Raw genomic sequence first — 21,376 nt, forward strand, 5'->3', positions numbered from 1 at the left:
GCGTTTCCACCGCAGGTCGAGCCTGCCGGGTGGGGTCCCGAGCGGTCAGTCGGGGATAACCCCTACGCGCCCCGAAGGGCCTGCCCGCGGGCCTCGAGACGGCTCTGGAGACCGTCCAGGACCCGGTCGTACGCGTCGAGCAGCGCGGCCGTGCGGCGCAGCAGCCCCGGCACCATCGCGGCCCGGTCGGGGCCGGCCGTGGCCACCGCGATGCGCAGCGCGGACCAGTGGTGGGCGACCCGGTCCACCTCGCGGGCCAGTTCGGCCAGCCGCGGTTCGCCGAAGCGCCGGCCGGCCTCGCGCAGGAACTCCGCGTGCAGCCCGGTCACCGCGAGGACGGGGCCGATGACGACGAAGACCTCGTCGCCGACGGCCGGGTCCCCGGGCAGCCGGTCGAAGGCCTCCGTCAGGAAGGTGCGCAGCCCTGCGAGTCCGCGCAGGTGCCCCGCGGCGGCATCGGCGGCGGCCGGCTCCGCCCGCAGCGCTCGCAGGTTCGCCGCGGTCACCCGGTCCACGAACTCCGGGTCGAAGGCGGGCTGGTCCTGCCCGATCCGCAGCTCCAGCCAGCGGTTGCCGATCGGATTGGCGGTGAAGAACAGGTCCCGGTCGTGGTGGACCGGGTTGCCGGAGTCCCGGGCGGCGGCCAGCGCGGCCAGCGGGATGGTCCCCTGGAAGGCGGGCGGCACCGGGTCGGCCACGAACACGTCGCCGGTGGTGTCGTCGAACCCGTAGAGCACCATCAGGTGGTTGGTGTGCACGTCGCGGTAGGCCGGCCGGAACGGCAGGTGGAAGTTGTCGGCGGCCACCGCCACCGGGGTGCCCGCCGCCAGCGCGGCCCGCACCTGTTCCCAGCCCTCGCGGGCGTCGGCCGGCTCGTGCCAGCGCGAGTGCACGTCGTGGAAGGGGGCGAGCCCGCCGAAGAGGTCCTGCGCCGCGCCCGGGAAGTAGTACTCTTCGCGGCGGATGTCGCCCGCCGGGTAGTCGAATCCCCAGCCGGCGCCGAGCGCCTGCACCGGGTCCAGCCCGTGGAAGCCCAGCAGGACCCCGGCCGTCGTGTGCAGGCAGTGCGACAGCTCGTGCCGCCAGTAGCCGACGGGTCCCAGTTCAACTCGCAAGACGGCTCTCCTCGTCCGCTGTGACGGTCATGGCGAAGACGTGCATCGCCGGGTTGTCCGGCAGCCGCACCGCGGCCAGCGGCGCGGGCACGCGCACCGGCACCCGCTGCTGCCAGATCGACGGCGCGTGGTGCAGGTGGGTGTGGCGGGGGTAGCGCATGCTGCCGGTGACGAAGGCCCTCGGCTCGCCGAAGTACGCGCCGGTCTGCGGCCAGAAGTCGCTCATCCGCAGCCACTCGCGGCGCACGGTGCCGTCCGCGTAGTGCAGTTCGACCTCGTCCTCGGTGCGCCGTTCGGCCGCGCCGACCAGGCCGATCCAGTCCCAGCTGCCGCCCGGCAGCTCCACCAGCTGCCCGCGGCAGCGGACGTTGTCCCCGGCGGCGCTCTTGCGGGCCGGGAACTCGAAGACGGCCCCCACGAGGTCCACCAGGGAGCCGGGCTCCGGCAGTTCCTCGGCCGGAAACGTATTGCGCCAGATATTGAAGCCGTAGTCGCCGGGCGTGTCCGGCGGCTGTATTCCGCGATTGTTGAAATGCGCGGACAGATTGACGACGGTGTTTCCCAATCCCATCACATCCACTATGTTGCGGCTGTGCTCACCACAGAAAAGGCGGCCACTGCCGTCGATATCCAGATCCGATTCCTTGACTCTGTCGCCGGCGCACCGGAAGACCTCTGCGAGCGGGTGGCGGCGGTCACCGCGGCCGCGTACGCCGCGGGCGACCTCGTCCCGGGCCTGCCCGTCGCCGACGGTGCCCGCGAACGGGCCGGGGACGTACGGGAGGACCTCGCGGCGGGCCGCGGACTGTGGGTCGCCTCCCTCGACGGGGAGACCGCCGGATCGGTGCGGGCCGTGGTCCGCCCCGACGGCGACTGGGAGGTCCGCCGGCTGGCCGTCTCCCCCCGGGTGCGCCACGCCGGGCTCGGCCGGCTGCTGCTGCGCCGCCTGGAAGCCGCGGCCGCGGCCGCGGGCGCCCGGCAGGTCGTGCTCGACGCCGTGGTCGAGCGGGGCAACCCGGCCTTCTACGCCCGGGTCGGCTTCCGTACGGTCCGCCACTTCGGCGCCGCCGACAAGCCGCTCTCCGAGGTCCACATGGTGCGCGACCCGCGCGCCCCGCAGGAGCCCGGAGCGCCCTACGCCCCCGGTGGGGACGGCTGGGCGGTGTCCTGGTGGGCCGGTCCGTGCGGCATCCGCTGCCGGACCGGTGAGCCGCTGCCCGCCGCCCCGGAGGAGGCACTGCTCGGCATCGACTTCCTGCCCGGTGCCACCGCGTCCCGACGGGCCGCCGTGGAAGGGGTGTTGGCGGCGGCCGCGGACCGGCGCACCGCGGACGGGCTGTTCTTCGCCCGCCCCGCGGCGCAGATCGCGGCGTTCGCCCAGCCCCGGCTGATCCACACCAGCCTGCTGGCCTGGTGGCGCAGCCCGGCCGCCCGCGCCGCCCGCACCCCGCGCCCCTGAACCGCGGCGGCCCGCCGGCCGCACGTCGGGCCCGGCGGCGGCCCGCACGTCGGGCTCCGGGGCGGCCGGGACGTCGGGCTCCGGGGCGGCCGGCACCTGCGGCTCGGGCGGGGCGAAGCGGGCGCGGCCGAGCGTTCCGGTGCGGGACCGGCGCAGGGCCCGGGGCTCCGGGCGGGGCTCGGCGCGGGAGTCGGAGCGGGAGTCGGGATGCGGCTCGGCGCGGGAGTCGGGGTGCGGCTCGGCGTGGGCGAAGCGGGCGCCGCGGGGCGCGGGGGCCGCATCCGGGTGGGCGGGCGGCGGGGTGAAGGGGGCGGGGGCCACGGCCGCCGCACCCGCGTACCGGGCTCCGCCGGCCCGCCGCGCACCGCGCAGCCACCGGCCCTCGGCCCGCCCCACGGGCGGCTCGGTCCGCTCCTCCCCCGCCTCCCGCTGCCGCGGCGCCCCGGACACCGCCCCGCCCTCCTGCGCCCCGGCCCACTCCCCGGCCGGCGGCTCGGCCCCGGCGGGGCCGGCGGACCACCCCGGCTCGGGCGGGGTGTCCAGGTCCCCGAGGCGGGACACGAGGTCTTCGTGGCGGGAAGCCGCCCTGGCGGTGTCGTCCTGGGTCCAGGCCAGTTCCCGGGTCAGGGCCTCCGCCTCCGCCGGGCCCGGGGCCGAGCCCAGCCGGGCCGCCAGCGCGCGGGTCGCCGCCTCCGAGACGGAGCGCTGGTCGGCGGCCGCCGCCAGCAGGGTCCGGAGCTCCTGCGCCCCGCCCGGCAGCCGGTCCCACACCGCGACCGCCGCGGCCCGCAGCCGGGCCGCGTGCTCCCTCTCCCGCGCCGCGAACTCCGCACCCCGGGCCCCCGCGAGATCCCCGAGCAGCGACTCCACCACGTCCCACGGCGGCATCGCGGCGCCGTCCAGGCAGGCCCGCAGGCCCTCCGGATCCCGGCGCAGGAACTCCCCGTACCAGCCCGTCCCCGGATCGAGTCTCTGCGTCAGCCCGCGTAAATAGGAAGAGAGTTGAGCGATCGCCTGCGAAGTCGCGGTCTCCATGCCCGCATTGGACCCCACCGGTGTTACGGGCGGGCTACGGGAATCTCAAAGCTTGACGGCGATCGCGGTGTGCGGGCGCTTCCCCCGGCGCACCAGGGCGGCCGGTACGTCCACGGCCCAGAACTGCCAGGTGTACTTCCGCGACATCAGCTTCCGCACCCTCGCCAGCCCCGCCTCGTCCAGCAGCCGCGCCTCGCCCTCCAGCACCTGCGCCCCTTCGGCGACCCGCCCCCGCACGTCGCAGGCGCTGACCTCGACCCGCCCGTTGTTGCGGATCCGCTTCACCTTCCAGGAGTCGCTGCGCGTCCACACGTACAGCTCACCCCCGTCGGCAACCGCCCAGACCGGCGTCGCGACGGGGGTGCCGTCCTTGCGGAAGGTGGTGAGGCTGACGTACTTGCCCTGGTTCAGCTCGTCGAGAGTCATCCCCGGAGCCTACGACGACCCCCGGGGCGCGGTAGGCCGCGGACCCGGATCCCGGGCAGAGGCCCGCCCGTCCGGCGCCGCACACGCCGCGAGCAGCAGACCGGTCGCGAGCAGGGCGCCGAGGAGCGCGAAACCGAGTCTTTGGGAAGCGTTCGAGGTCGACACGCCTTCACGCCTGCCCCGCTCCCGGCCGCCCCCACCGCCGATTGGGCCGTTCGGCCCGCCGGCCCCGCCCGAAAGAAACCGCAGGTCCGCGGCTCCGACAGGGGCTCGGGCGGCCCCGCCGGAGCCTCAGGCCGGCACGAACGCGCAGCGGCGCAGCACATCGTCCAGGGACAGTCCGAGCACCTCGGTGAGGGCGGCCACCGTGAAGAAGGCCGGCGTGGGCGCGCGGCCGGTCTCGATCTTGCGGAGGGTTTCGGCGGACAGCCCGGCGCTCGCCGCGACCTCGACCATGCTGCGACCGCCGCGGGCTTCGCGCAGCAGCGCGCCGAGCCGCTCGCCGCGCTCGCGCTCTTCGGGGGTGAGGGGGGTACGGACCATGGCCTCATCCTACCCCCTCCCCCAATAACTATCCCGTTAAAGTTATACCGGTATAGTTATTGGCATGGTGGAACTGAAGACAGAAGAGTCGATCAGCGCGATGCGGGCCCCCGGCCGGGTCGTCGCCCAAGCCCTGGCCGCCGCGCGGGAGGCGGCGGCCGTCGGGGTGTCACTGCTGGACCTGGACCGGGCGGCCCGCGCGGTACTGGCCGGGGCGGGCGCGAGCTCGCCGTTCCTCGGCTACCGGCCGCACTTCGCGCCCGTGCCCTTCCCCGGGGTCGTCTGCGCCTCGGTCAACGACGCGATCGTGCACGGCATCCCCGATGACTACCGGCTCCGCGACGGAGACCTGGTCAGCATCGACTGCGGGGCCGAGCTGGGCGGCTGGGTCGGGGACGCGGCGGTCAGCTTCACCGTCGGCCGGCCCCGCCCCGCCGATCTGCGGCTGATCGAGACGGCCGAGGCGGCCCTCGCGGCCGGCATCGCCGCCGCGCGGCCCGGCAACCGGATCGGCGACATCGCGCACGCCATCGGCACGGTCTGCCGCACCGCCGGGTACGGGATCATGGAGGACTTCGGCGGCCACGGCGTGGGCCGCACCATGCACGAGGACCCGGGCGTGCCCAATGAGGGCCGGCCGGGGCGCGGCATGCAGCTGCGCCCCGGCATGGTCCTCGCGATCGAGCCGATGCTGATCGCGGGCGGTACGGACGAGTACCGGTGCGACGGGGACGGCTGGACCCTGCGGACCCTCGACGGCAGCCGCGCCGCGCACGTGGAGCACACGGTCGCGATCACCGCCGACGGCCCGAGGATCCTCACCGCCCCCTGAACATCGGGAGCGGACGTTCCCTACGGCTTCCCGTGCGGGTGGACCACCATGGCCGAGCCCCCGCCCCGCCGGGTCGTCTCCGCCGCGGCCAGCCAGCGCCCGTCCGGGAGCCGCTGGACCCCGGTCGCCGCGCCGATCTCCGGGTTCTGCCGGAAGCCCTGGCCCAGCGCCTCCAGTTGACCGCGCAGCGGGCTGTTCCACAGGCCCGGCTCCAGCTCGGTGGTGGTCTGGTTGCGCTGGCTGGCGCGCGGCGCCGCGATGGCGTCGACCAGCGGCAGCCCCCGGTCCAGGTGCCCGATCAGGGTCTGCAGGACGGTGGTGATGATGGTGGCGCCGCCCGGGGAACCCACCGCGAGCACCGGGCGCCCGTGCTCCAGCACGATGGTCGGGGACATGGACGAGCGCGGCCGCTTGCCGGGGCCGGGCAGGTTCGGGTCCGGGACCCCGGGGGCCGCCGGTGCGAAGGAGAAGTCGGTCAGCTCGTTGTTGAGGAGGAACCCGCGGCCCGGGACGGTGATCGCGCTGCCGCCGGTGGACTCGATGGTCAGGGTGTAGGAGACGACGTTGCCCCAGCGGTCGGCGACCGTCAGGTGCGTGGTGTTCTCGCCCTCGTACGTGGTGGGTGCGGCCTGCCCGGCGCCGCCGCAGGCCGCCGGGTGGCGCGGGTCCCCGGGGGCCAGCGGGCTGGTCAGCGTACGGTCTGGGGAGATCAGGCAGCCGCGCGAGTCGGCGAACCGCTGCGAGAGCAGTTCCCGCGTGGGGACGTTCTCGGCGGCCGGGTCGCCGACCCAGCGGCCGCGGTCGGCGAAGGAGATCCGCGAGGCCTCGATGAACCGGTGGAGGTACTGGGTCTCGGACAGCTTCGACAGGTCGGTGCGCTCCAGGATGTTGAGCGCCTCGCCGACGGTGGTGCCGCCCGAGGAGGAGGGCGCCATGCCGTACACGTCGAGGCCGCGGTAGCCCACTTCGGTCGGGGCCTGGCGCTTGGCCCCGTACGCGCGCAGGTCGCCGGTGGTCAGGTCGCCGGAGCGGACGATCCGGGTGGCGGCCGGGTCCACGGGGGGCTTGCGGACGGCCCGGACGACGTCCTCGCCGATCGGGCCCCGGTAGAGCGCGCCGGTGCCCTTGCGGCCCAGCTCGGCGTAGGTGGCCGCCAGGTCGGGGTTCTTGAAGGTGGAACCGACGACCGGCAGGGCCCCGCCCGGCAGGAACAGCTTCGCGGTGTCCGGGAAGTCCTTGAACCGGTCCTGGTTGAGCTCCGTCTGCGCCCGGAACGTCGGGTCGACGGTGAACCCGTCGCGGGCCAGCTTCTCGGCGGGCTTGAGCATCTGGCCGAGCGACCGGGTGCCCCAGGCGTCCAGCGCGCTCTTCCAGGTGGCCGGGGTGCCGGGGACGCCGACGCTGCGGCCGCTGGTCTGGCCCTGCTCGAAGGGGATGGGGACGCCGTTCTCCTGGAACAGGGTTTCCGTCGCCGTCGCGGGCGCGGTCTCGCGGCCGTCGATGGTCTGCACCCGGCGCGACCCGGCGTCGTAGTAGACGAAGTAGCCGCCCCCGCCGATGCCGGCCGAGTACGGCTCGGTCACCCCGAGCGCGGCGGCCGTCGCGACGGCGGCGTCCACGGCGTTGCCCCCGGAGCGCAGCACCGCGATGCCGACGGCCGAGGCGTCGGCGTCGACACTGGCGACGGCCCCTCCGTACCCGGCGGCGACCGGAACCTTGGCCGGAGTGCCCGGGCTACCGCCGGACGCCGCTGACGGCGGGGCTGCCGCGCCGGTGGACACCAGCGCTCCGGTGAGGGCGACGAGCACTAACTGACGTGTGGCGGAGCGACGCATCCGAACCTCCAGTCGACGGCCTGTCGCACCCCACCGGACAGGCCTGAACCCTGAACTCGGCACTGTAACTTCACCGCACCCCCCGCGTCAGGAAGACCACGTGCGGGCTAGCATCCGGCGCATGAACGACGACGTGCGCAACATCGTGCTCGGGGTGGTGGCCACCGCGATCAGCGGCGGCTTCGGCTGGTTCTCCCGGACCTATCTGTGGCGCCGTACGCTGCGCCGCAAGCAGGCCTTCTTCGGGCTGCCCACCGGCTCCGACTGCCTGTTCGTGGTCAACCGGCAGATGGGCGGCACGGAAGGGTCGGTGCACCGCAACGACGCTTTCGCACTGCTGGAGATATCCGCCCTGATCAAGGACTGCGGGGCCAATCTCCAGATCGTCTCCCACGACTCCGTCCGCCAGGGCTTCGGCGAGCGTGCCGAGTTCTGCGTGGGCGGGCCGGTGTCCAACGCGCGGACGGCGGCGCACCTGGCCTCCATGCTGCCGGGCGTCCGGGTCGACCTGTCGAGGGATCCGGGGCCGGACCGCGGGGCGATCCACGTCGGCGGGGAGACGTACCGCTGGGAGAAGGGCCAGATCGACCACGTACTGCTGGCCCGGCTGACGACCGGGCCGGGCAGCCGCCCGGTGTTCCTCGTCTCCGGGCAGACCGCGATCAGCAACCAGGCGGGCGCCCGCTACCTGGCGCGCCATCACAAGGACCTGGCGCGCCGCTACCGCGGGGAATCCTTCTGCGTGGTGCTGAAGGTCAACAACTCCGACGCGTACGGCCCGGACGTGGTCGACCTGCTGGCGGACGTCACCCGGCAGGCCCGGACACCCGCAGCGGCAACCGTGTGATCCCGTTGATGAAGTTCGAGACCAGCCGGCGCGGCGGACCGGCGAGTTCGGGAGCCGGCATCGCCGCGCGCCACTCCTCGTGGAGCACGCGCAACTGGAGCCGGGCGAAGTGGGCGCCGAGGCAGACGTGCGGTCCGTCGCCGAAGGAGACGTGCGGGTTGGGCGTCCTGCCGAGGTCGAGGCGCCCGGGGTCGGTGAAGACGCGCTCGTCGTGGTTGGCGGAGGCGTGGAAGACCACCACCTTGTCCCCGGCCCGGATCGGCTGCCCGGCGAGCTCGGTGTCGACGGCGGCGGTGCGGCGGAAGCTGAGCACCGGCGGGTGGACGCGCAGGAGTTCGTCCACCGCGCCGGCCATCGGCACCCGGCCGTCGGCGAGCAGCCGGTACGCGTCCGGGTCGCGCGCCAGGGCCAGCAGGCCGCCGGGGGCCGCGCTGCGCACGGTGTCGTTCCCCGCGACGGTGAGCAGGAAGAAGAACATCTCCAGTTCGGCCGGTTCCAGTCCGGCCTCCGCGAGGGCGGTCATCACGTCGTCGCCGGGGTGCCCCCGCTTGTGGGCGGCCAGTTCGCGGGCGTACGCGAACATCTCGCCGAGCAGGGCCGGGGAGCGCGGGTTCAGGGGCTTGCCGTCGGGGCCGAGCCGGGGCGCGGGCGCGTCCTCGGGATCCTGGTACCCGATGATCCGTACGGTCCACTCCAGCAGCAGGCCCCGGTCGGCGGCCGGAACGCCCAGCAGGTCGGTCAGGTTGAGCAGCGCGTACTCGTCGGTGACCGCGGCGACCAGGTCGGCGGCGCCGTCCTCGGCCCCGTCCCGGGCGGCGGCCAGCAGCGTGCGGGCGCGCTCGCGGACCCGGCCCGTGAAGGCGTCGACGCGGGCGGGGGTGAAGGCGCGCGAGACCAGGCGGCGCAGCCGCCCGTGGTCGCCCGCCGCGCGGCGCGGGTCCTGGTTGAGCATGGTGCGCCGCAGGAACGGCAGGTCGGCCGGGTCCGGGTCGCGGATCTGGGTGGCGCCGAGCCAGGAGGAGTACGTGGTGTGGTCGCGCAGCACACGGACCACGTCGGCGTGCCGGGTGACCGCCCGGAAGCCGGGGCCGGCGGGCCAGCCGGCGATCTCCGGCTCCTCCTGCCAGGCCACCGGGTGGTGGTCGCGCAGCAGCCGGTAGCTCGCGTACGGGATCCCGGCCCCGTAGATCCGGGGGTCGAACACGTCGGGCACGTCCGCGGCGGGGTCCATGGGGCCACGGTGGCGGGAGCAGCCGCCCCGCCGCAAGGGGACGGTCAGTCGCCGAGTTCGCAGCGGGCGGGGCCGATGTCGGCGTCCGGGCCGAGCAGGACGACCTGGTACCGCGGTTCGGTGGAGGCCACCGTGCACACCAGCTGCTGGCGGGCCGTCTCGGACAGGGTGGAGACCTTGAAGGGCACGCCGACCCCGATGGTGTCGGCCGAGATCATGGTCGTCCCGGCGCTGGCGCCCTGTTTCTTGATGTCCAGCACGGGCAGCCGGGTCTCCAGGCCCGCGGCCCTCTGCGCTTCGTTGGGGCCGACGAGCAGCCGTACGAGGAGCGAGGTCTCCGACACCGAGGGCTGCTCCCTGTCGGGTATGGGGAAGAGCCGCCCGTCGGCCGACACGAGGTACACCGTCCCCGTGGTCCCGGGCCCTGGCACGACGACCTTCGCGGCGGCTCCGCTCTCGATGACCCCGGTGGGCTTGATCCCGCAGCCGGTGAGCAGCCCGCCCAGCAGCAAGGCGGCGGCCGCGGCCGCCCGTGTCCGGGTCATGCGTCGGCCTCCAGGGGCATGTCGAGGGTGAACACCGCTCCCCCGGCGGCGCCGTTCGCGGCGCGCAGGGTGCCGCCGTGCAGCCGGACGTTCTCCAGGGTGATGGCGAGCCCGAGGCCGCTGCCCGCGGAGCGGGTACGGGCGGCGTCGGCCTTGAAGAACCGGTCGAAGATGTGCGGCAGCACCTCGGGGGCGATGCCGGGCCCGCTGTCGGCGACTTCGATCAGCAGCCGGGGGCCGTCGGGCCGCGGCTGCGTGCGCACGCCGACGCGGACGGGGGCGCCGCCGTGCCGGAGGGCGTTGCCGATGAGATTGGCGAGGACCACGTCGAAGCGGCGCGGGTCGAGCCGGGCGCGGACCTGCGACGGCAGGTCGGTGAGCACCCGCTTGTCGTCCCAGTGGCGGCGCTCGAGGGTCTTGCGGACCGCCTCGGCCACGTCCACGTCGTCGAGGTTGAGCTCGGCCGCGCGGGCGTCGAAGCGGGATATCTCCATGAGGTCCTCGACGAGGACGGCGAGCTTCCCGGTCTCGGCGCTGACCAGCCGCAGGGCGGCGGCCGTATCGGGGTCGAGGCGCTCGGCCTCCTCGTCCAGGACCTCGGTGACGGCGAGCATCCCGGCGAGCGGGGTGCGCAGTTCGTGGGAGACGTCGGAGGCGAAGCGGCGGGCCCGGGCCTCGGCCTCGCGCAGTTCGTCCACCGACTGTTCGAGGGCGCCGGCCGTCTCGTTGAAGGTGCGGGCGAGTCCGGCGAGCTCGTCGGAGCCGCGGACCTCGATCCGCGTGTCGAGGCGGCCGCTGCCGAGCCGCTGGGCGGCGCGGCGCATGTCCCGTACGGGGCGCAGCACGCTGCGCGCGGCGAGCAGGGCGGGGATGACGGCGATGGCGAGGCCCGGGACGGCGCCGCGCTTGGCGGCTTCGACCATGGCCTCGACCGTCTTGCCCTCGGTGGTCAGGGGCATCGTCGCGAAGAGGATCAGGCCGGTGGGTTCCCGGACGTCCTGGTGGAGCCAGACGGCCGGCATGCCGACGGCGAGGTACGGTCTGCCCGCGGGATCGGTCACCCGTTGGAAGGCGCCGTGCGGATGGGCCGTCACCTGGCGGCGGAGCTCGTCGGTGACCACGGTGGAGGTGGGCGCGCTGGTGCTGGAGGCCCGCAGGGTGCCGTACTCGCCGAAGACGTTCCAGGGGTTCGGCTTGCCCTTCTTCCCCAGCTCGGTGACGACCCGCTGGAGCTGTGCCTGGTCCAGCGGCAGGTCGAGCGGCAGGGTCTCGATCTGGTCGCGCAGGGTGCTGACCGCGGTGTCCTGGCTCTGCTTGAGCACCGCCGTGCGGGCCTGCTGGTAGGTCAGCGTGGCCGTGGTCACCGCGCTGATCGCGGCGACCAGCAGGAAGGCCGCGATCAGCCGGGTGCGCAGTCCGAGCGGCGCGATGCGCCTCACAGCGGGCCGAAGCGGTAGCCGAAGCCGCGCACGGTCTGGATGTAGCGGGGGCTGCCCGCGGGGTCCTCGATTTTGGTGCGCAGGCGGCGTACGCAGGCGTCCACGAGCCGGGCGTCGGCGTGGTAACTGTGCTCCCACACGTACTCCAGGAGCTGCTGACGGGAGAAGACCTGCTCGGGCGAGGCCGACAGGTGCAGCAGGAGTTTGATCTCGCTGGGGGCGAGGGGGACGCGTTCGCCGTTCTTGGCGACGGCCAGTCCGGCCCGGTCGATGGCGAGCTCGCCGTGGAACTCGACCTCGGGCCGGCTGCCCGCCGGGGCGCCGAGGCGGCGGAGCACGGCCCGGATGCGGGCCTCGATGACCTCGGTGCGGGCGGGTTTGACGATGTAGTCGTCGGCGCCGGCTTCGAGGCCGACGACTATGTCGAAGTCGTCGCCGCGGGCGGTCAGCATGATGATCGGGAGCTGGCTGGTCTCGCGTATGCGGCGGCAGACCTGCACGCCGTTCATCCCGGGCAGCATGAGGTCGAGCAGGACCAGCTCCGGGAGGAAGGTCCCCATCAGCGCGAGGCCCGCCTCGCCGGTTTCCGCCGCGGCCACCTCGTGGCCGCGCCGGCGCAGGCCGAGACCCACTCCTTCCCGGATGGAAGGGTCGTCCTCGATCAGCAGTACGCGTGGCATCCGGTCATTATCCAAGACGGTTCGAAGGCTCTTCCTCCCGCTAACGGCCGGTCTTGCGCCGCAGGGAGTCCAGCAGGTCGGTGATTTCCGTGAGGCCGAGCGGCCTGGCGAGGAGGACGACGACGAGCGCGAGCGCCGCGGTTCCCGCGCCGACGGCCGCGAAGTCGCCGAGGCCGTCCGCGGCCCGGGCGGCCGCGTGGCCCCGCGGCCCGGGCGGCCGCGTGGCCCGCGGCGGCCCCGGGCAGGCAGGCGGTCAGCAGCCGCAGGTGGGTGCGGACCGCGGTGGCGCGGCGCTCCGTACGGGTTCCGGTGCGCGGGCCGAGCCGCCGGGCGAGGGTGTACGCGGTCACCGCCAGGCCCGCGAACAGGGCGACGGAGTAGGCGCCGGCCATGCCGGTGACGGCCCAGCGCGGGGGCAGCAGCAGGTAGGCGGCGGCGGACAGTCCGGCGTTCAGGGCGGCGATGACCAGGTTCAGGAAGAAGGGGGTCCGGGTGTCCGAGAGGGCGTAGAAGGCGCGCGAGAGGACGTACTGGCCGGAGAAGGCGATCAGGCCGGGTGCGAAGGCGACGAGCATGCCCGCCATGACCTCGGTGTCGGCGGCGCCGGTGCGCCCGTACCCGAAGACGCTGCCCATCACCCAGGGGGCGAGCGCCGCGAAGAGGGCCGCGGCGGGGACGACGAGGGCGGCGCTGGAGCGCAGCGCGTACGACACGTCCCGGCGGAGCGCGCCGAGGTCGCCGTCGGTGGCGGCCGCACTCATCCGGGGCATCAGGGCGGTCACGAGGGAGACGGTGATGATGCCCTGCGGGACGATCCACAGCTGGTAGGCGTTGCTGTAGGCGGTGTACCCGGCGCCGCCCGCGAGCCCGGCTTCCACGGCCCGGTGTCCGGTGGCGGTGGAGAGCCGGGTGACGACCCAGTAGCCGATCTGGTTGGTGAACACGAGCATGACCAGCCAGCCCGCGTTGCGCAGCGGGCGGGCGAGGCCCTGGCCCCGCCAGTCGAAGCGGGGACGCCAGCGGAAGCGGGCGGCGCGCAGCGAGGGGATGAGCGCGACGGCCTGGATGACGATGCCGGCGGTGGTGCCGAGGCCGAGGAGGCGGGTCTCGCCGGCCGTCAGGGCGTCCGCCGAGCCGTGGGTGACGTACAGGAAGAGACCGAAGACGCCGATGATCACGAAGTTGTTGAGAACGGGGGTCCACATCATCGCGCCGAACCGGCCGCGGGCGTTCAGCACCTGGCCGAGCAGGGTGAACAGCCCGTAGAAGAGGATCTGCGGCAGGCAGTACCGGGCCAGGGCCACGGTGGTGCTCGCCTGGCCCCCGGTGTACGGGGTGTACGCGGCGACGATGAGCGGCGCGGCCACCACGGCGACGGTGGTCAGTACGACGAGCGCCGCGGTGCACGCGGTGAGCAGCCGGTCGGTGTACGCGGCCCCGCCGTCCTCGTGCTCCTTCGCGGCCCGGACCAGCTCGGGGACGAAGACCGCGTTGAGCGCGCCGCCGATGAGCAGCATGTACAGGATGTTCGGGACGGTGTTGGAGACGGCGTAGCCGTCGCCGAGCAGCCCGGTGCCGAGCGCGGCGACGACGACGGCGGAGCGGACGAATCCGGTGGCGCGGGAGACGATCGAGCCGGCCGCCATGAGGGCGCCGCTGCGCAGTACCGAGGTCTTCCCCGCTGCCGCGCCGGCGGCTGCGTCGGCGGAGGGGCCGGTGGCCGGTCTGGTGTCGGTGGTGGTCACCGGCGGGCCAGGTAGGCCTGGAATGCCTTGTGGAGCGCCGTGTTGGCGTATCCGTCCATGGGGGTCTCCCACTCGCCGAGCGTTTCGACGACCTGCCCGCCGGTGCCGAGCTTCCAGCGCAGCAGCCCGAAAGAACGTTCGTCGGGGTCAAGGGTGGAGGGTACCCCGCGCATGTCGTACTCGTCGGCTCCGAGGTCGAGGGCGTCGCACATCATCCGCCACTGGAGCGCGTTGCTGGGGCGGACCTCGCGGCGGTGGTCGGCGGAGGCGCCGGTCTGGTACCAGACCCGGCTGCCGGCCACGATCATGGTGTGCGCGGCGAGGATCTCGCCCTGGTGGACGCCCAGGTAGAGGCGCATCCGGCCGGGCGCCTCGGCATTGAGGACCTCGTACTGCTGCTGGTAGTACGCGAGCGAGCGGCCGAGGCGGAAGCCGTCGCGCTCCTCGGTGATGCGCAGCAGCCGGTAGAACTCGGGCAGGTCGGCGGCGGAGCCGAGGACGGTCTGCACTCCGGCCTTCTCGGCCTTGCGGACGTTGCGCCGCCATTCCTGGTTGAGGCCGGACCACAGCTCCTCGCGGGAGCGGCCGGCGAGCGGTACGCGGAAGACGTGGCGGGGCTGGGCGTCGCCGTCGTCCTCGCCGCCGCAGCGCTTCCAGCCGCGGGTGCGCAGCCGGTCGGCGAGGGCGGCTCCGACCGGGTCGACCTCGGTGGCGAGCACGTCGGATATCTGCCGGCCCGGCCCGGTCCCGGACTTGACGGCGGCGGCGTCCCAGCGGCGGTAGGCGGGCGTGGGCCCCATCCGGACGGCGAAGGCGCCGGCGGCGCGCAGGTGGCGCTTGAGGGGGTCCAGCCACCGGTCGATGTGCGGGTCGGACCAGTCGGCGACCGGGCCTTCGGGAAGGTAGGCGAAGTATTTTCGGGTACCGGGGAATTGGCGGTAGAGGACGAGCCCGGCACCGGCCGTCTGCCCGTCGGGGTAGTGCCATCCGACCCTTTCCGAGCGCCAGAGGTCCTTTACCTCGGCCCAGGACGGGTACTGCAGAAAGCTCGCGTTCCGGTTCCGGAAAAGGAAACCCTGGTATTCCGGTACGGACATGGGCTGCACACTCAGCTCCCGCTCCGGGGACTGGTGTCGCTGGGCGGGGTTCACGAGCAGTGCGCACACGGCAAATCGGCCTTCCTGTACGTCCGGGGATGCGGGACACACAGGACTCTCACAGGAGTCCGTGACCGGCGCGCGCGGCGATTGTGACCGGACGATGACCGTTTCGCTGCGGTCCACGTCACAACCGAAAGTCAGATCTTTTCGGCGGTTTGTGCAACCTAAAGTCGTGCCGTCCGCATCTCCATTTGCGAACGATCATTACTTGGAGGGGTTTCGTTGAGCCGCACACGCCGTACCGCACGCAGTCGCCACGCCATGCTGGCCGGGACCGCACTCATGGCCGTAGCGCTGACCGCCTGCGGGGGCGGCTCGGGCGGAGGCGGGGGCGCCGGCGCCTCCGGCACGGCGGACGCGAAGAAGAAGCCGGACATGGCGATATCCGTGAACCTCACGGGCGATCAGGCCAAGCCCGGCGAGCCGGTGAAGGTGACCCTCACCGAGGGGAAGCTGGCCCTGGTCAAGGTGTCCGACGGCAAGGGCGGCGAACTGCCCGGGAAGATAGCCGACGACGGCAAGACGTGGACCTCCGAGCGCAACGCCTCGCCGGGCACGGACTACAAGGTCGAGGCCCAGAACACCGACAGTCAGAGCGCGAACGCCCAGTTCAAGACGGCCGCCGCGGACAAGGTGAACAAGGTCACCATCAACCCGGGCAAGGCCAACGGGGTGGTGGGCATCGCCCAGCCGGTCTCGATCGTCTTCGACAACCCGGTGAAGAACAAGGCCGAGGTGGAGAAGCACCTGAAGGTCACCACCTCGAACAACACCGAGGGTTCCTGGGGCTGGTTCAAGGACTACACCGGCAACGACCGGGTGGACTGGCGGCCGAAGGAGTACTGGAAGTCCGGCACCGACGTGAAGGTCGAGATGAGCCTCAACGGGGTGGACTCGGGCCAGGGCGGCGGGATGTTCGTGAAGGACTACAACACCGAGTTCAAGATCGGCAAGGATCGCCGGCTCCAGGTCAACCTCGACACCCACAAGATGACGGTGACCGAGGACGGCCAGGCCGTGAAGACCATCCCGGTCTCGGCGGGCACGCCCGGCGGCCAGAAGGCCTCCTGGTCCGGGAAGATGGTGCTGATGACCAAGGAGGGCACCATCCGGATGGACTCCCAGACGGTGGGCCTGGGCGACTCCTACGACAAGATGGTCGACTACTCGATGCGGGTGACCTGGTCGGGCATGTACATCCACGCCGCTCCGTGGAACAGCGGCAACTTCGGCCGGGCCAACACCAGCTCCGGCTGCGTGGGCATGAGCGACTCCGACGCGAAGGCCCTGTTCGGCGAGGCCCAGGTCGGCGACCTGGTCGAGGTCACCGGCGACGGCTCCAAGGGCAAGGCCGACATCGGCAACGGCTACGGCGAGTGGAACCTGTCGTGGGAGGAGTGGAAGGCCAAGAGCGCCCTGGCCGGGGCCGCGGGCGCCACTCCCCAGAACGGCTGATCGGCGCACTTGACACGCGTCCAATCGTTACCAGCGCGTAGCTCACCGATGGGTTACCTCCGGTAAGCCCCTCCCGTTACCGTCGGGTCACTTTGACACCGGCGCACGCGAGGAGCGATCGATGGTCCGCACCGCCCGCACCACCAGCAGCACCGTGGCCGCCGTGGCGGCCGTACTCGCGGCAACCGCCCTGGGCCTGGCCCCCCACCAGGCCCGGGCGGCAACCGCCCCCTCCGGCGCGGCGGCTGCGTCGGCCCCGTCCGACCTCCGCTTCCACGACATCCCCGGCTCCGGCGGAATCACCCTGAAGGGCAACGTCTTCACCCCCGCCGACGCGCGGTCCGGCCGGACGTACCCGCTCATCGTGCTCCCCACCAGCTGGGGCATGCCGCAGATCGAATACGTCGCCCAGGCCAAGAAGCTCGCCGACGACGGCTACGTCGTCGTCAGTTACACCTCCCGCGGCTTCTGGCTCTCCGGCGGCCAGATCGAGGTGGCCGGACCTCCCGACATCGCCGACGTGTCCGCCGTCATCGACTGGGCGCTGGCCAACACCCCCGCCGACGCCGCCCACATCGGCCTGGGCGGGGTCTCGTACGGGGCGGGCATCAGCCTGCTGGCCTGCGCGCAGGACCCCCGCATCAAGGCCGTGGTCGCGCTCAGCGGCTGGGCCGACATCATCGAGTCGATCTACTCGGGCCGCACCCAGCACCTCCAGGCCGCCGCGCTGCTCGGCGGCGCCGGCTACCTGACCGGCCGCCCCGGCCCCGAACTCCAGCAGATCCTCGGCGACTTCATCGGCTCCCGGCTGGACCGGGAGCCGCAGATGATCGAGTGGGGCAAGAAGCGCTCGGCAGCGGAACGGATCGACGAGATCAACGCCAACGGCGCCGCGATCATGCTGGGCAACGCCTGGGGCGACTCCATCTTCCCGCCCAACCAGTACGCGGCCTTCTACGAGAAGCTGACCGGCCCCAAGCGCCTGGAATTCCGGCCCGGCGACCACGCCACCGCCGAGGGCACCGGCCTGCTCGGGCTGCCCAACGACACCTGGACCAACGCCCACCGCTGGTTCGACCGCCACCTCAAGGGCGAGCTCAACGGTGTGGACACCGAGGCGCCGGTGCAGATCAAGTCCCGCAGCACCGAGGGCTACGAAGGCTACGCGGACTGGAAGTCGGTCGGCTCCGGCGGCACCGAGAGGATCCCGCTCTCCGACGGCGAGCACCTCTTCACGGGCGTCGACTCGGGCGCCGACGGCGGCGTCGTCTTCCTCTCCAGCCTCCTGGACCAGTTCGCCAAGGCTCCCCCGACGGCCTCCGTCCCGCTCCTGCCCCGCGCCTTCGCCGCCGTCTGGCAGTCCCCGCGCCAGGACGCCGACCGCCGCATCCGCGGCACCGTGAAGCTGCACACCACGGTCACTCCCACCGCCTCGGACGGCACGTTCGTCGCGTACCTCTACGACGTCGGCCCGCTCGGCATCGGCAAGCTCGTCAGCAACGCCCCGTACACCTTCCACGGCAAGCCCCGGGGCCAGTCCTTCGGTGTGGACCTGGAGCTGTTCTCCACCGCCTACGACGTGCCCGAGGGCCACCGGCTCGCCCTCGTCGTCGACACCGTCGACCCCCTCTACATCGAGCACAACCCCACCGGCGCACAGCTGACCTTCTCCTCGCCGCGCACCGATCCCTCGTACGTCTCGGTACCTCTGCGCGAGCAGTGATCTGCGGCTGCTGCCGGGCGGGGCGGCTCTTCGGAGCTACCGCGGCTCGCCCGGCAGCACCGTTCCGGGTCCGGCCTCGGCGACGTCGACCGCCTCGGTCTTCGGGCTGCTCCGCTCGAACCGCGCCACCCAGCCGGCGAACCAGGAGAGCAGCATGCACATCCCGATGTAGATCGGGGAGATGATCATCACGACGGGGATGAAAGGGAGGTCGTAGTCGAGGTTCGAGGCGATCAGCTTGCCCGCGTGCAGGAACTCCTCGTACGTGATCAGGTAGCCGAGCGAGGTGTCCTTCAGCGCCACCACCAGCTGGCTGATGATCGTGGGCAGCATCGCCCGCACCGCCTGCGGTGCGAGTACGAAGGTCATCACCTGGGTCTTGCGCATGCCGAGCGCGTACGCCGCCTCGCGCTGGCCCCGGTCGACGGAGTTGATCCCCGTACGGAAGACCTCGGCGAGCACGGAGCCGTTGTACAAGGTCAGCCCCGCCACCAGCGCGGGCAGCGGCTGGACCTTCAGGGCGATGAAGATGAAGAAGATCATCACCAGGACCGGCATGGCCCGGAAGAACTCCACGCACAGGGTGGCCGCCCAGTGCACCGGCCGGTGCACGGAGAGCCGTCCGGCCGCGAGCACCGTGCCGAGGACCAGCGAGAACACCGAGGCGTACAGGAAGGCCTTGAGGGTGTTCCCCAGCCCCCTGAGCAGCAGCTCCTGGATGCCCTTGTACGTGAAGGGGCTCCACTTGGCGGCGGTGAACTGCTCGGTGTCGAACAGGAGGTAGAGGAGCCAGGCGAGCAGCCCGAGGATCACCACCGTGGAGGCGATCCCGTAGAGGAAGTGCCGGCGCCGGGTCCGCGGGCCGGGCAGGTCGTAGAGGGCGGTGGACTCCAGGTCCCCGTGGAGCGCGTGCGCGGTCATCGGGTGATCCCCCAGCGTTTCTCCAGCACGTTGAAGAGCGCGCTGATGGACAAGGTGATGATCAGGTAGCCGACGGCGATCCAGACGAAGGTCCAGATGATGTTGTAGCCCAGCTCGCTGAGTGTCTTGTACGTGCCCAGCAGCTCGGTGACGCTGAAGGCGCCGGCGATCGCCGAGTTCTTGGCGAGGGCGATCAGCGTGGACCCGATGGGCGGGATGACGCTGCGGAAGGCCTGCGGCAGGACCACCGAGCCCAGGGTCTGGGTGAAGGTCATGCCCAGGCTGCGGGAGGCCTCGCCCTGGCCCTTGGGCACGGTGTTGATGCCCGAGCGCAGGGCCTCGCAGATGAAGGCGGAGGTGTAGCAGCCCAGGGCGAGGACCGCGAACACCTGGAAGGGCAGGACCAGACCGAAGCGCGGCAGGCCCAGCAGCACGGCGAAGAAGAGCAGGGTGAGCGGGGTGTTGCGGAGCACGGTGACCCAGACCGTGCCGAAGACCCGGAAGGAGCCGACGGGCGCGACACGGAAGGAGGCCATCACGAAGCCGAGGACGAGGGCGAGGAGCGAGGCGTAGACGGTGAGCTGGACGGTTCCGAGGAAGCCCTGCCAGTAGAGCGAGAAGTTCTCGGTGAGCACGTACATGGTGGTGGCTCTCCCCTCAGCCCGCCGGGTAGCGGTCGATGGCGGGCGGTTTCGGGGCCGGGACGCCGGACAGGCCGAGCGTGGCCTCGTACGCCTTCTTCCAGTTGCCGTTCTCCTCCTGCTGCCGGAGGGCGTCGTCGAGGGCGAAGCGCAGGGCGTCGTCGCCGCGCGGGACGCCGATGCCGTAGGGCTCCTCGGAGAAGGGCTCGCCCACGACCTTCAGTTCCTCGGGGACCTTGGCCGCGTAGCCGAGGAGGATGGAGTCGTCGGTGGAGACGGCGTCGACCTGGTAGGTCAGCAGGTTGTCCACGCAGACGGAGTAGGTGTCGTACGCGACGAGGACCGCCTCGGGGTACTCGCGCCCCAGCCGCTGGTAGGGGGTGGAGCCGGCGGCGGAGCAGACCTTCTTGCCGGCGAGGTCGCCCGGCCCCTTGATGTCCTTCTCGTCCTTGCGCACGAGCAGGGACTGGCCGGCCATGAAGTACGGGCCGGCGAAGCCGACCTGCTTCTTGCGGTTGTCGTTGATCGTGTAGGTGCCGACGTAGTAGTCGATCTGGCCGTTCTGGAGGGCCGTCTCGCGGTTGGCGGAGGCGATCGTCTTGAACTCGGTGGTCTTGGGGTCGAAGCCGAGCGAGGCCGCCATCATCTTGGCGATCTCGATGTCGAAGCCGGAGTAGCGGCCGCTCGCGGGGTCCTTCTCGCCCAGGTACGGCTGGTCCTCCTTGACCCCGACCACCAGGTGGCCGCGCTTCTTGGCACGCTCCCAGGTCCGGGACTGCGGCAGTTCGAAACCGGTCGCGACCTTGTACACCGGAAGGTCCTCGGGCTGGGGGCCCTTGACCGGCGGGCTGCCCTCCTTGCCGCAGCCGGTGAGGAGCGCCAGCAGGACGGCGACGAGGAGGAGCGGGAGGAGGCGCAGCGGACGGCGGGACGGGCGGGGACGGCGGCGGGCGCGCGGGGGCGCGCCGTGGGTGCGCTTCATCGGCCCGCCCTCAGTGCTTGAGGATCTTGGAGAGGAAGTCCCGGGCCCGCTCGCTCTCCGGGGCGGTGAAGAACTCCTCCGGCGTGCGGTCCTCGACGATCCTGCCGTCGGCCATGAACACGACGCGGTTGGCGGCGGACCGGGCGAAGCCCATCTCGTGGGTGACCACGACCATGGTCATGCCGTCGGCGGCGAGCTGGCGCATGACCTCCAGCACCTCGTTGATCATCTCCGGGTCGAGGGCCGAGGTGGGCTCGTCGAAGAGCAGCGCCTTGGGGTTCATGGCGAGGGCCCGGGCGATCGCGACGCGCTGCTGCTGGCCGCCGGAGAGCTGGGCGGGGTACTTCGGGGCCTGGTCGGCGAGGCCCACGCGGCCGAGCAGCTCACGGGAGCGCTTGTCGGCCTCGTCCTTCTTGCGCTTCCTGACCTTGACCTGTGCGAGCGAGACGTTGGCGAGGACGGTCTTGTGCGCGAAGAGGTTGAAGGACTGGAAGACCATGCCCACATCGGCGCGCAGGGCCGCCAGCTCCTTGCCCTCGTCCGGCAGCGGCTTGCCGTCGAGCCGGATCGTGCCCGACTCGATGGTCTCCAGGCGGTTGATGGTCCGGCACAGGGTCGACTTCCCGGAGCCGGAGGGGCCGATGATCACCACCACCTCCCCGCGGCCGACGGTGAGGTTGATGTCCTGGAGAACGTGCAACGCCCCGTAGTGCTTGTTGACGTCCCTCAGTTCGATCAACGGATCGACGGCCATACGCTGCC

The 21,376-nt window shown here is 72.6% G+C and carries 19 protein-coding genes and 1 pseudogene; 5 read left to right on the plus strand and 15 right to left on the minus strand.

Annotated features, from left to right (window positions below; translation table 11 throughout):
* Window positions 1–62 precede the first annotated feature (62 nt).
* Together K7B10_RS10175 and K7B10_RS10180 are read right to left on the minus strand one after the other, a co-directional pair.
* Window positions 63–1,115, minus strand: coding sequence for a BtrH N-terminal domain-containing protein (locus K7B10_RS10175; protein WP_229335786.1), 1,053 nt, complete (start codon window positions 1,113–1,115; stop codon window positions 63–65).
* Window positions 1,105–1,686, minus strand: coding sequence for a beta-sandwich domain-containing protein (locus K7B10_RS10180; protein WP_037847103.1), 582 nt, complete (start codon window positions 1,684–1,686; stop codon window positions 1,105–1,107). Before K7B10_RS10180 ends, K7B10_RS10175 begins: the two co-directional genes overlap by 11 nt.
* Before the next feature lie 21 nt (window positions 1,687–1,707).
* Here K7B10_RS10180 and K7B10_RS10185 point away from each other — a divergent pair, with 21 nt between their 5' ends.
* Window positions 1,708–2,574: a GNAT family N-acetyltransferase gene (locus tag K7B10_RS10185; RefSeq protein ID WP_229335787.1), complete on the plus strand. Its 867-nt coding sequence runs from the start codon at window positions 1,708–1,710 to the stop codon at window positions 2,572–2,574.
* A gap of 1,080 nt (window positions 2,575–3,654) precedes the next feature.
* On the opposite strand, the gene K7B10_RS10190 is transcribed toward K7B10_RS10185, so the two are convergent.
* Together K7B10_RS10190 and K7B10_RS10195 are read right to left on the minus strand one after the other, a co-directional pair.
* Window positions 3,655–4,035, minus strand: a complete 381-nt coding sequence (locus K7B10_RS10190; protein ID WP_229335788.1) for a PPOX class F420-dependent oxidoreductase — start codon at window positions 4,033–4,035, stop codon at window positions 3,655–3,657.
* A gap of 291 nt (window positions 4,036–4,326) precedes the next feature.
* Window positions 4,327–4,578 (minus strand): helix-turn-helix domain-containing protein, encoded by a 252-nt coding sequence (locus tag K7B10_RS10195; protein WP_229335789.1) that lies wholly within the window; start codon window positions 4,576–4,578, stop codon window positions 4,327–4,329.
* 64 nt (window positions 4,579–4,642) lie between these two features.
* On the opposite strand from K7B10_RS10195, the gene map reads away from it, so the two are divergent.
* Window positions 4,643–5,410 (plus strand): type I methionyl aminopeptidase, encoded by a 768-nt coding sequence (map, locus tag K7B10_RS10200; protein ID WP_229335790.1) that lies wholly within the window; start codon window positions 4,643–4,645, stop codon window positions 5,408–5,410.
* A gap of 20 nt (window positions 5,411–5,430) precedes the next feature.
* On the opposite strand, the gene ggt is transcribed toward map, so the two are convergent.
* Complete coding sequence (gene ggt / locus K7B10_RS10205; RefSeq protein WP_229335791.1) at window positions 5,431–7,245, minus strand: gamma-glutamyltransferase; 1,815 nt, start codon at window positions 7,243–7,245, stop codon at window positions 5,431–5,433.
* 121 nt (window positions 7,246–7,366) lie between these two features.
* Between ggt and K7B10_RS10210 the strand changes: the two genes are divergently transcribed.
* Entirely contained in the window at window positions 7,367–8,092 is a 726-nt protein-coding gene (locus K7B10_RS10210; RefSeq protein ID WP_229335792.1) for an aspartyl/asparaginyl beta-hydroxylase domain-containing protein, read from the plus strand.
* Here K7B10_RS10210 and K7B10_RS10215 read toward each other — a convergent pair.
* From K7B10_RS10215 to K7B10_RS10240, 6 genes and pseudogenes are all read right to left on the minus strand, one after another.
* Window positions 8,052–9,323, minus strand: a complete 1,272-nt coding sequence (locus tag K7B10_RS10215; RefSeq protein WP_229335793.1) for a cytochrome P450 — start codon at window positions 9,321–9,323, stop codon at window positions 8,052–8,054. The genes K7B10_RS10210 and K7B10_RS10215 overlap by 41 nt on opposite strands.
* Window positions 9,324–9,367: 44 nt before the next feature.
* Entirely contained in the window at window positions 9,368–9,868 is a 501-nt protein-coding gene (locus tag K7B10_RS10220) for a hypothetical protein (protein WP_229335794.1), read from the minus strand.
* Window positions 9,865–11,307: an ATP-binding protein gene (locus K7B10_RS10225; protein ID WP_229335795.1), complete on the minus strand. Its 1,443-nt coding sequence runs from the start codon at window positions 11,305–11,307 to the stop codon at window positions 9,865–9,867. The genes K7B10_RS10220 and K7B10_RS10225 overlap by 4 nt, the downstream gene beginning before the upstream one ends.
* Window positions 11,304–11,987 carry a response regulator gene (locus K7B10_RS10230; protein ID WP_229335796.1) on the minus strand — a complete coding sequence of 228 codons (684 nt, stop codon included), beginning with the start codon at window positions 11,985–11,987 and terminating at the stop codon, window positions 11,304–11,306. The genes K7B10_RS10225 and K7B10_RS10230 overlap by 4 nt, the downstream gene beginning before the upstream one ends.
* Before the next feature lie 40 nt (window positions 11,988–12,027).
* Window positions 12,028–13,633 (minus strand): annotated as a pseudogene (gene murJ, locus K7B10_RS10235) (murein biosynthesis integral membrane protein MurJ).
* Window positions 13,634–13,728: 95 nt separating this feature from the next.
* On the minus strand, window positions 13,729–14,829 hold the full coding sequence (locus K7B10_RS10240; RefSeq protein ID WP_229335798.1) for a lipid II:glycine glycyltransferase FemX: 1,101 nt from the start codon (window positions 14,827–14,829) through the stop codon (window positions 13,729–13,731).
* A gap of 324 nt (window positions 14,830–15,153) precedes the next feature.
* Here K7B10_RS10240 and K7B10_RS10245 point away from each other — a divergent pair, with 324 nt between their 5' ends.
* Together K7B10_RS10245 and K7B10_RS10250 are read left to right on the plus strand one after the other, a co-directional pair.
* Window positions 15,154–16,347, plus strand: a complete 1,194-nt coding sequence (locus K7B10_RS10245; protein ID WP_229344918.1) for a L,D-transpeptidase — start codon at window positions 15,154–15,156, stop codon at window positions 16,345–16,347.
* Window positions 16,348–16,468: 121 nt separating this feature from the next.
* On the plus strand, window positions 16,469–18,070 hold the full coding sequence (locus K7B10_RS10250) for a CocE/NonD family hydrolase (protein ID WP_229335799.1): 1,602 nt from the start codon (window positions 16,469–16,471) through the stop codon (window positions 18,068–18,070).
* 36 nt (window positions 18,071–18,106) lie between these two features.
* On the opposite strand, the gene K7B10_RS10255 is transcribed toward K7B10_RS10250, so the two are convergent.
* From K7B10_RS10255 to K7B10_RS10270, 4 genes are read right to left on the minus strand one after another with little or no spacing between them, the layout of a single operon-like run.
* The gene (locus K7B10_RS10255) at window positions 18,107–18,991 is read right to left on the minus strand and encodes an amino acid ABC transporter permease (RefSeq protein ID WP_229335800.1); all 885 of its coding nucleotides are present in this window, start codon (window positions 18,989–18,991) and stop codon (window positions 18,107–18,109) included.
* On the minus strand, window positions 18,988–19,632 hold the full coding sequence (locus K7B10_RS10260; RefSeq protein WP_229335801.1) for an amino acid ABC transporter permease: 645 nt from the start codon (window positions 19,630–19,632) through the stop codon (window positions 18,988–18,990). Before K7B10_RS10260 ends, K7B10_RS10255 begins: the two co-directional genes overlap by 4 nt.
* A 16-nt stretch (window positions 19,633–19,648) precedes the next feature.
* Window positions 19,649–20,614 (minus strand): glutamate ABC transporter substrate-binding protein, encoded by a 966-nt coding sequence (locus K7B10_RS10265; RefSeq protein WP_229335802.1) that lies wholly within the window; start codon window positions 20,612–20,614, stop codon window positions 19,649–19,651.
* Between the two features lie 10 nt (window positions 20,615–20,624).
* Window positions 20,625–21,368, minus strand: a complete 744-nt coding sequence (locus K7B10_RS10270; protein ID WP_030858240.1) for an amino acid ABC transporter ATP-binding protein — start codon at window positions 21,366–21,368, stop codon at window positions 20,625–20,627.
* Between the last annotated feature and the right edge of the window lie 8 nt (window positions 21,369–21,376).

The organism is Streptomyces flavotricini, assembly GCF_020639365.1.
In the GTDB taxonomy this organism is placed as follows: Bacteria; Actinomycetota; Actinomycetes; order Streptomycetales; family Streptomycetaceae; genus Streptomyces; species Streptomyces flavotricini.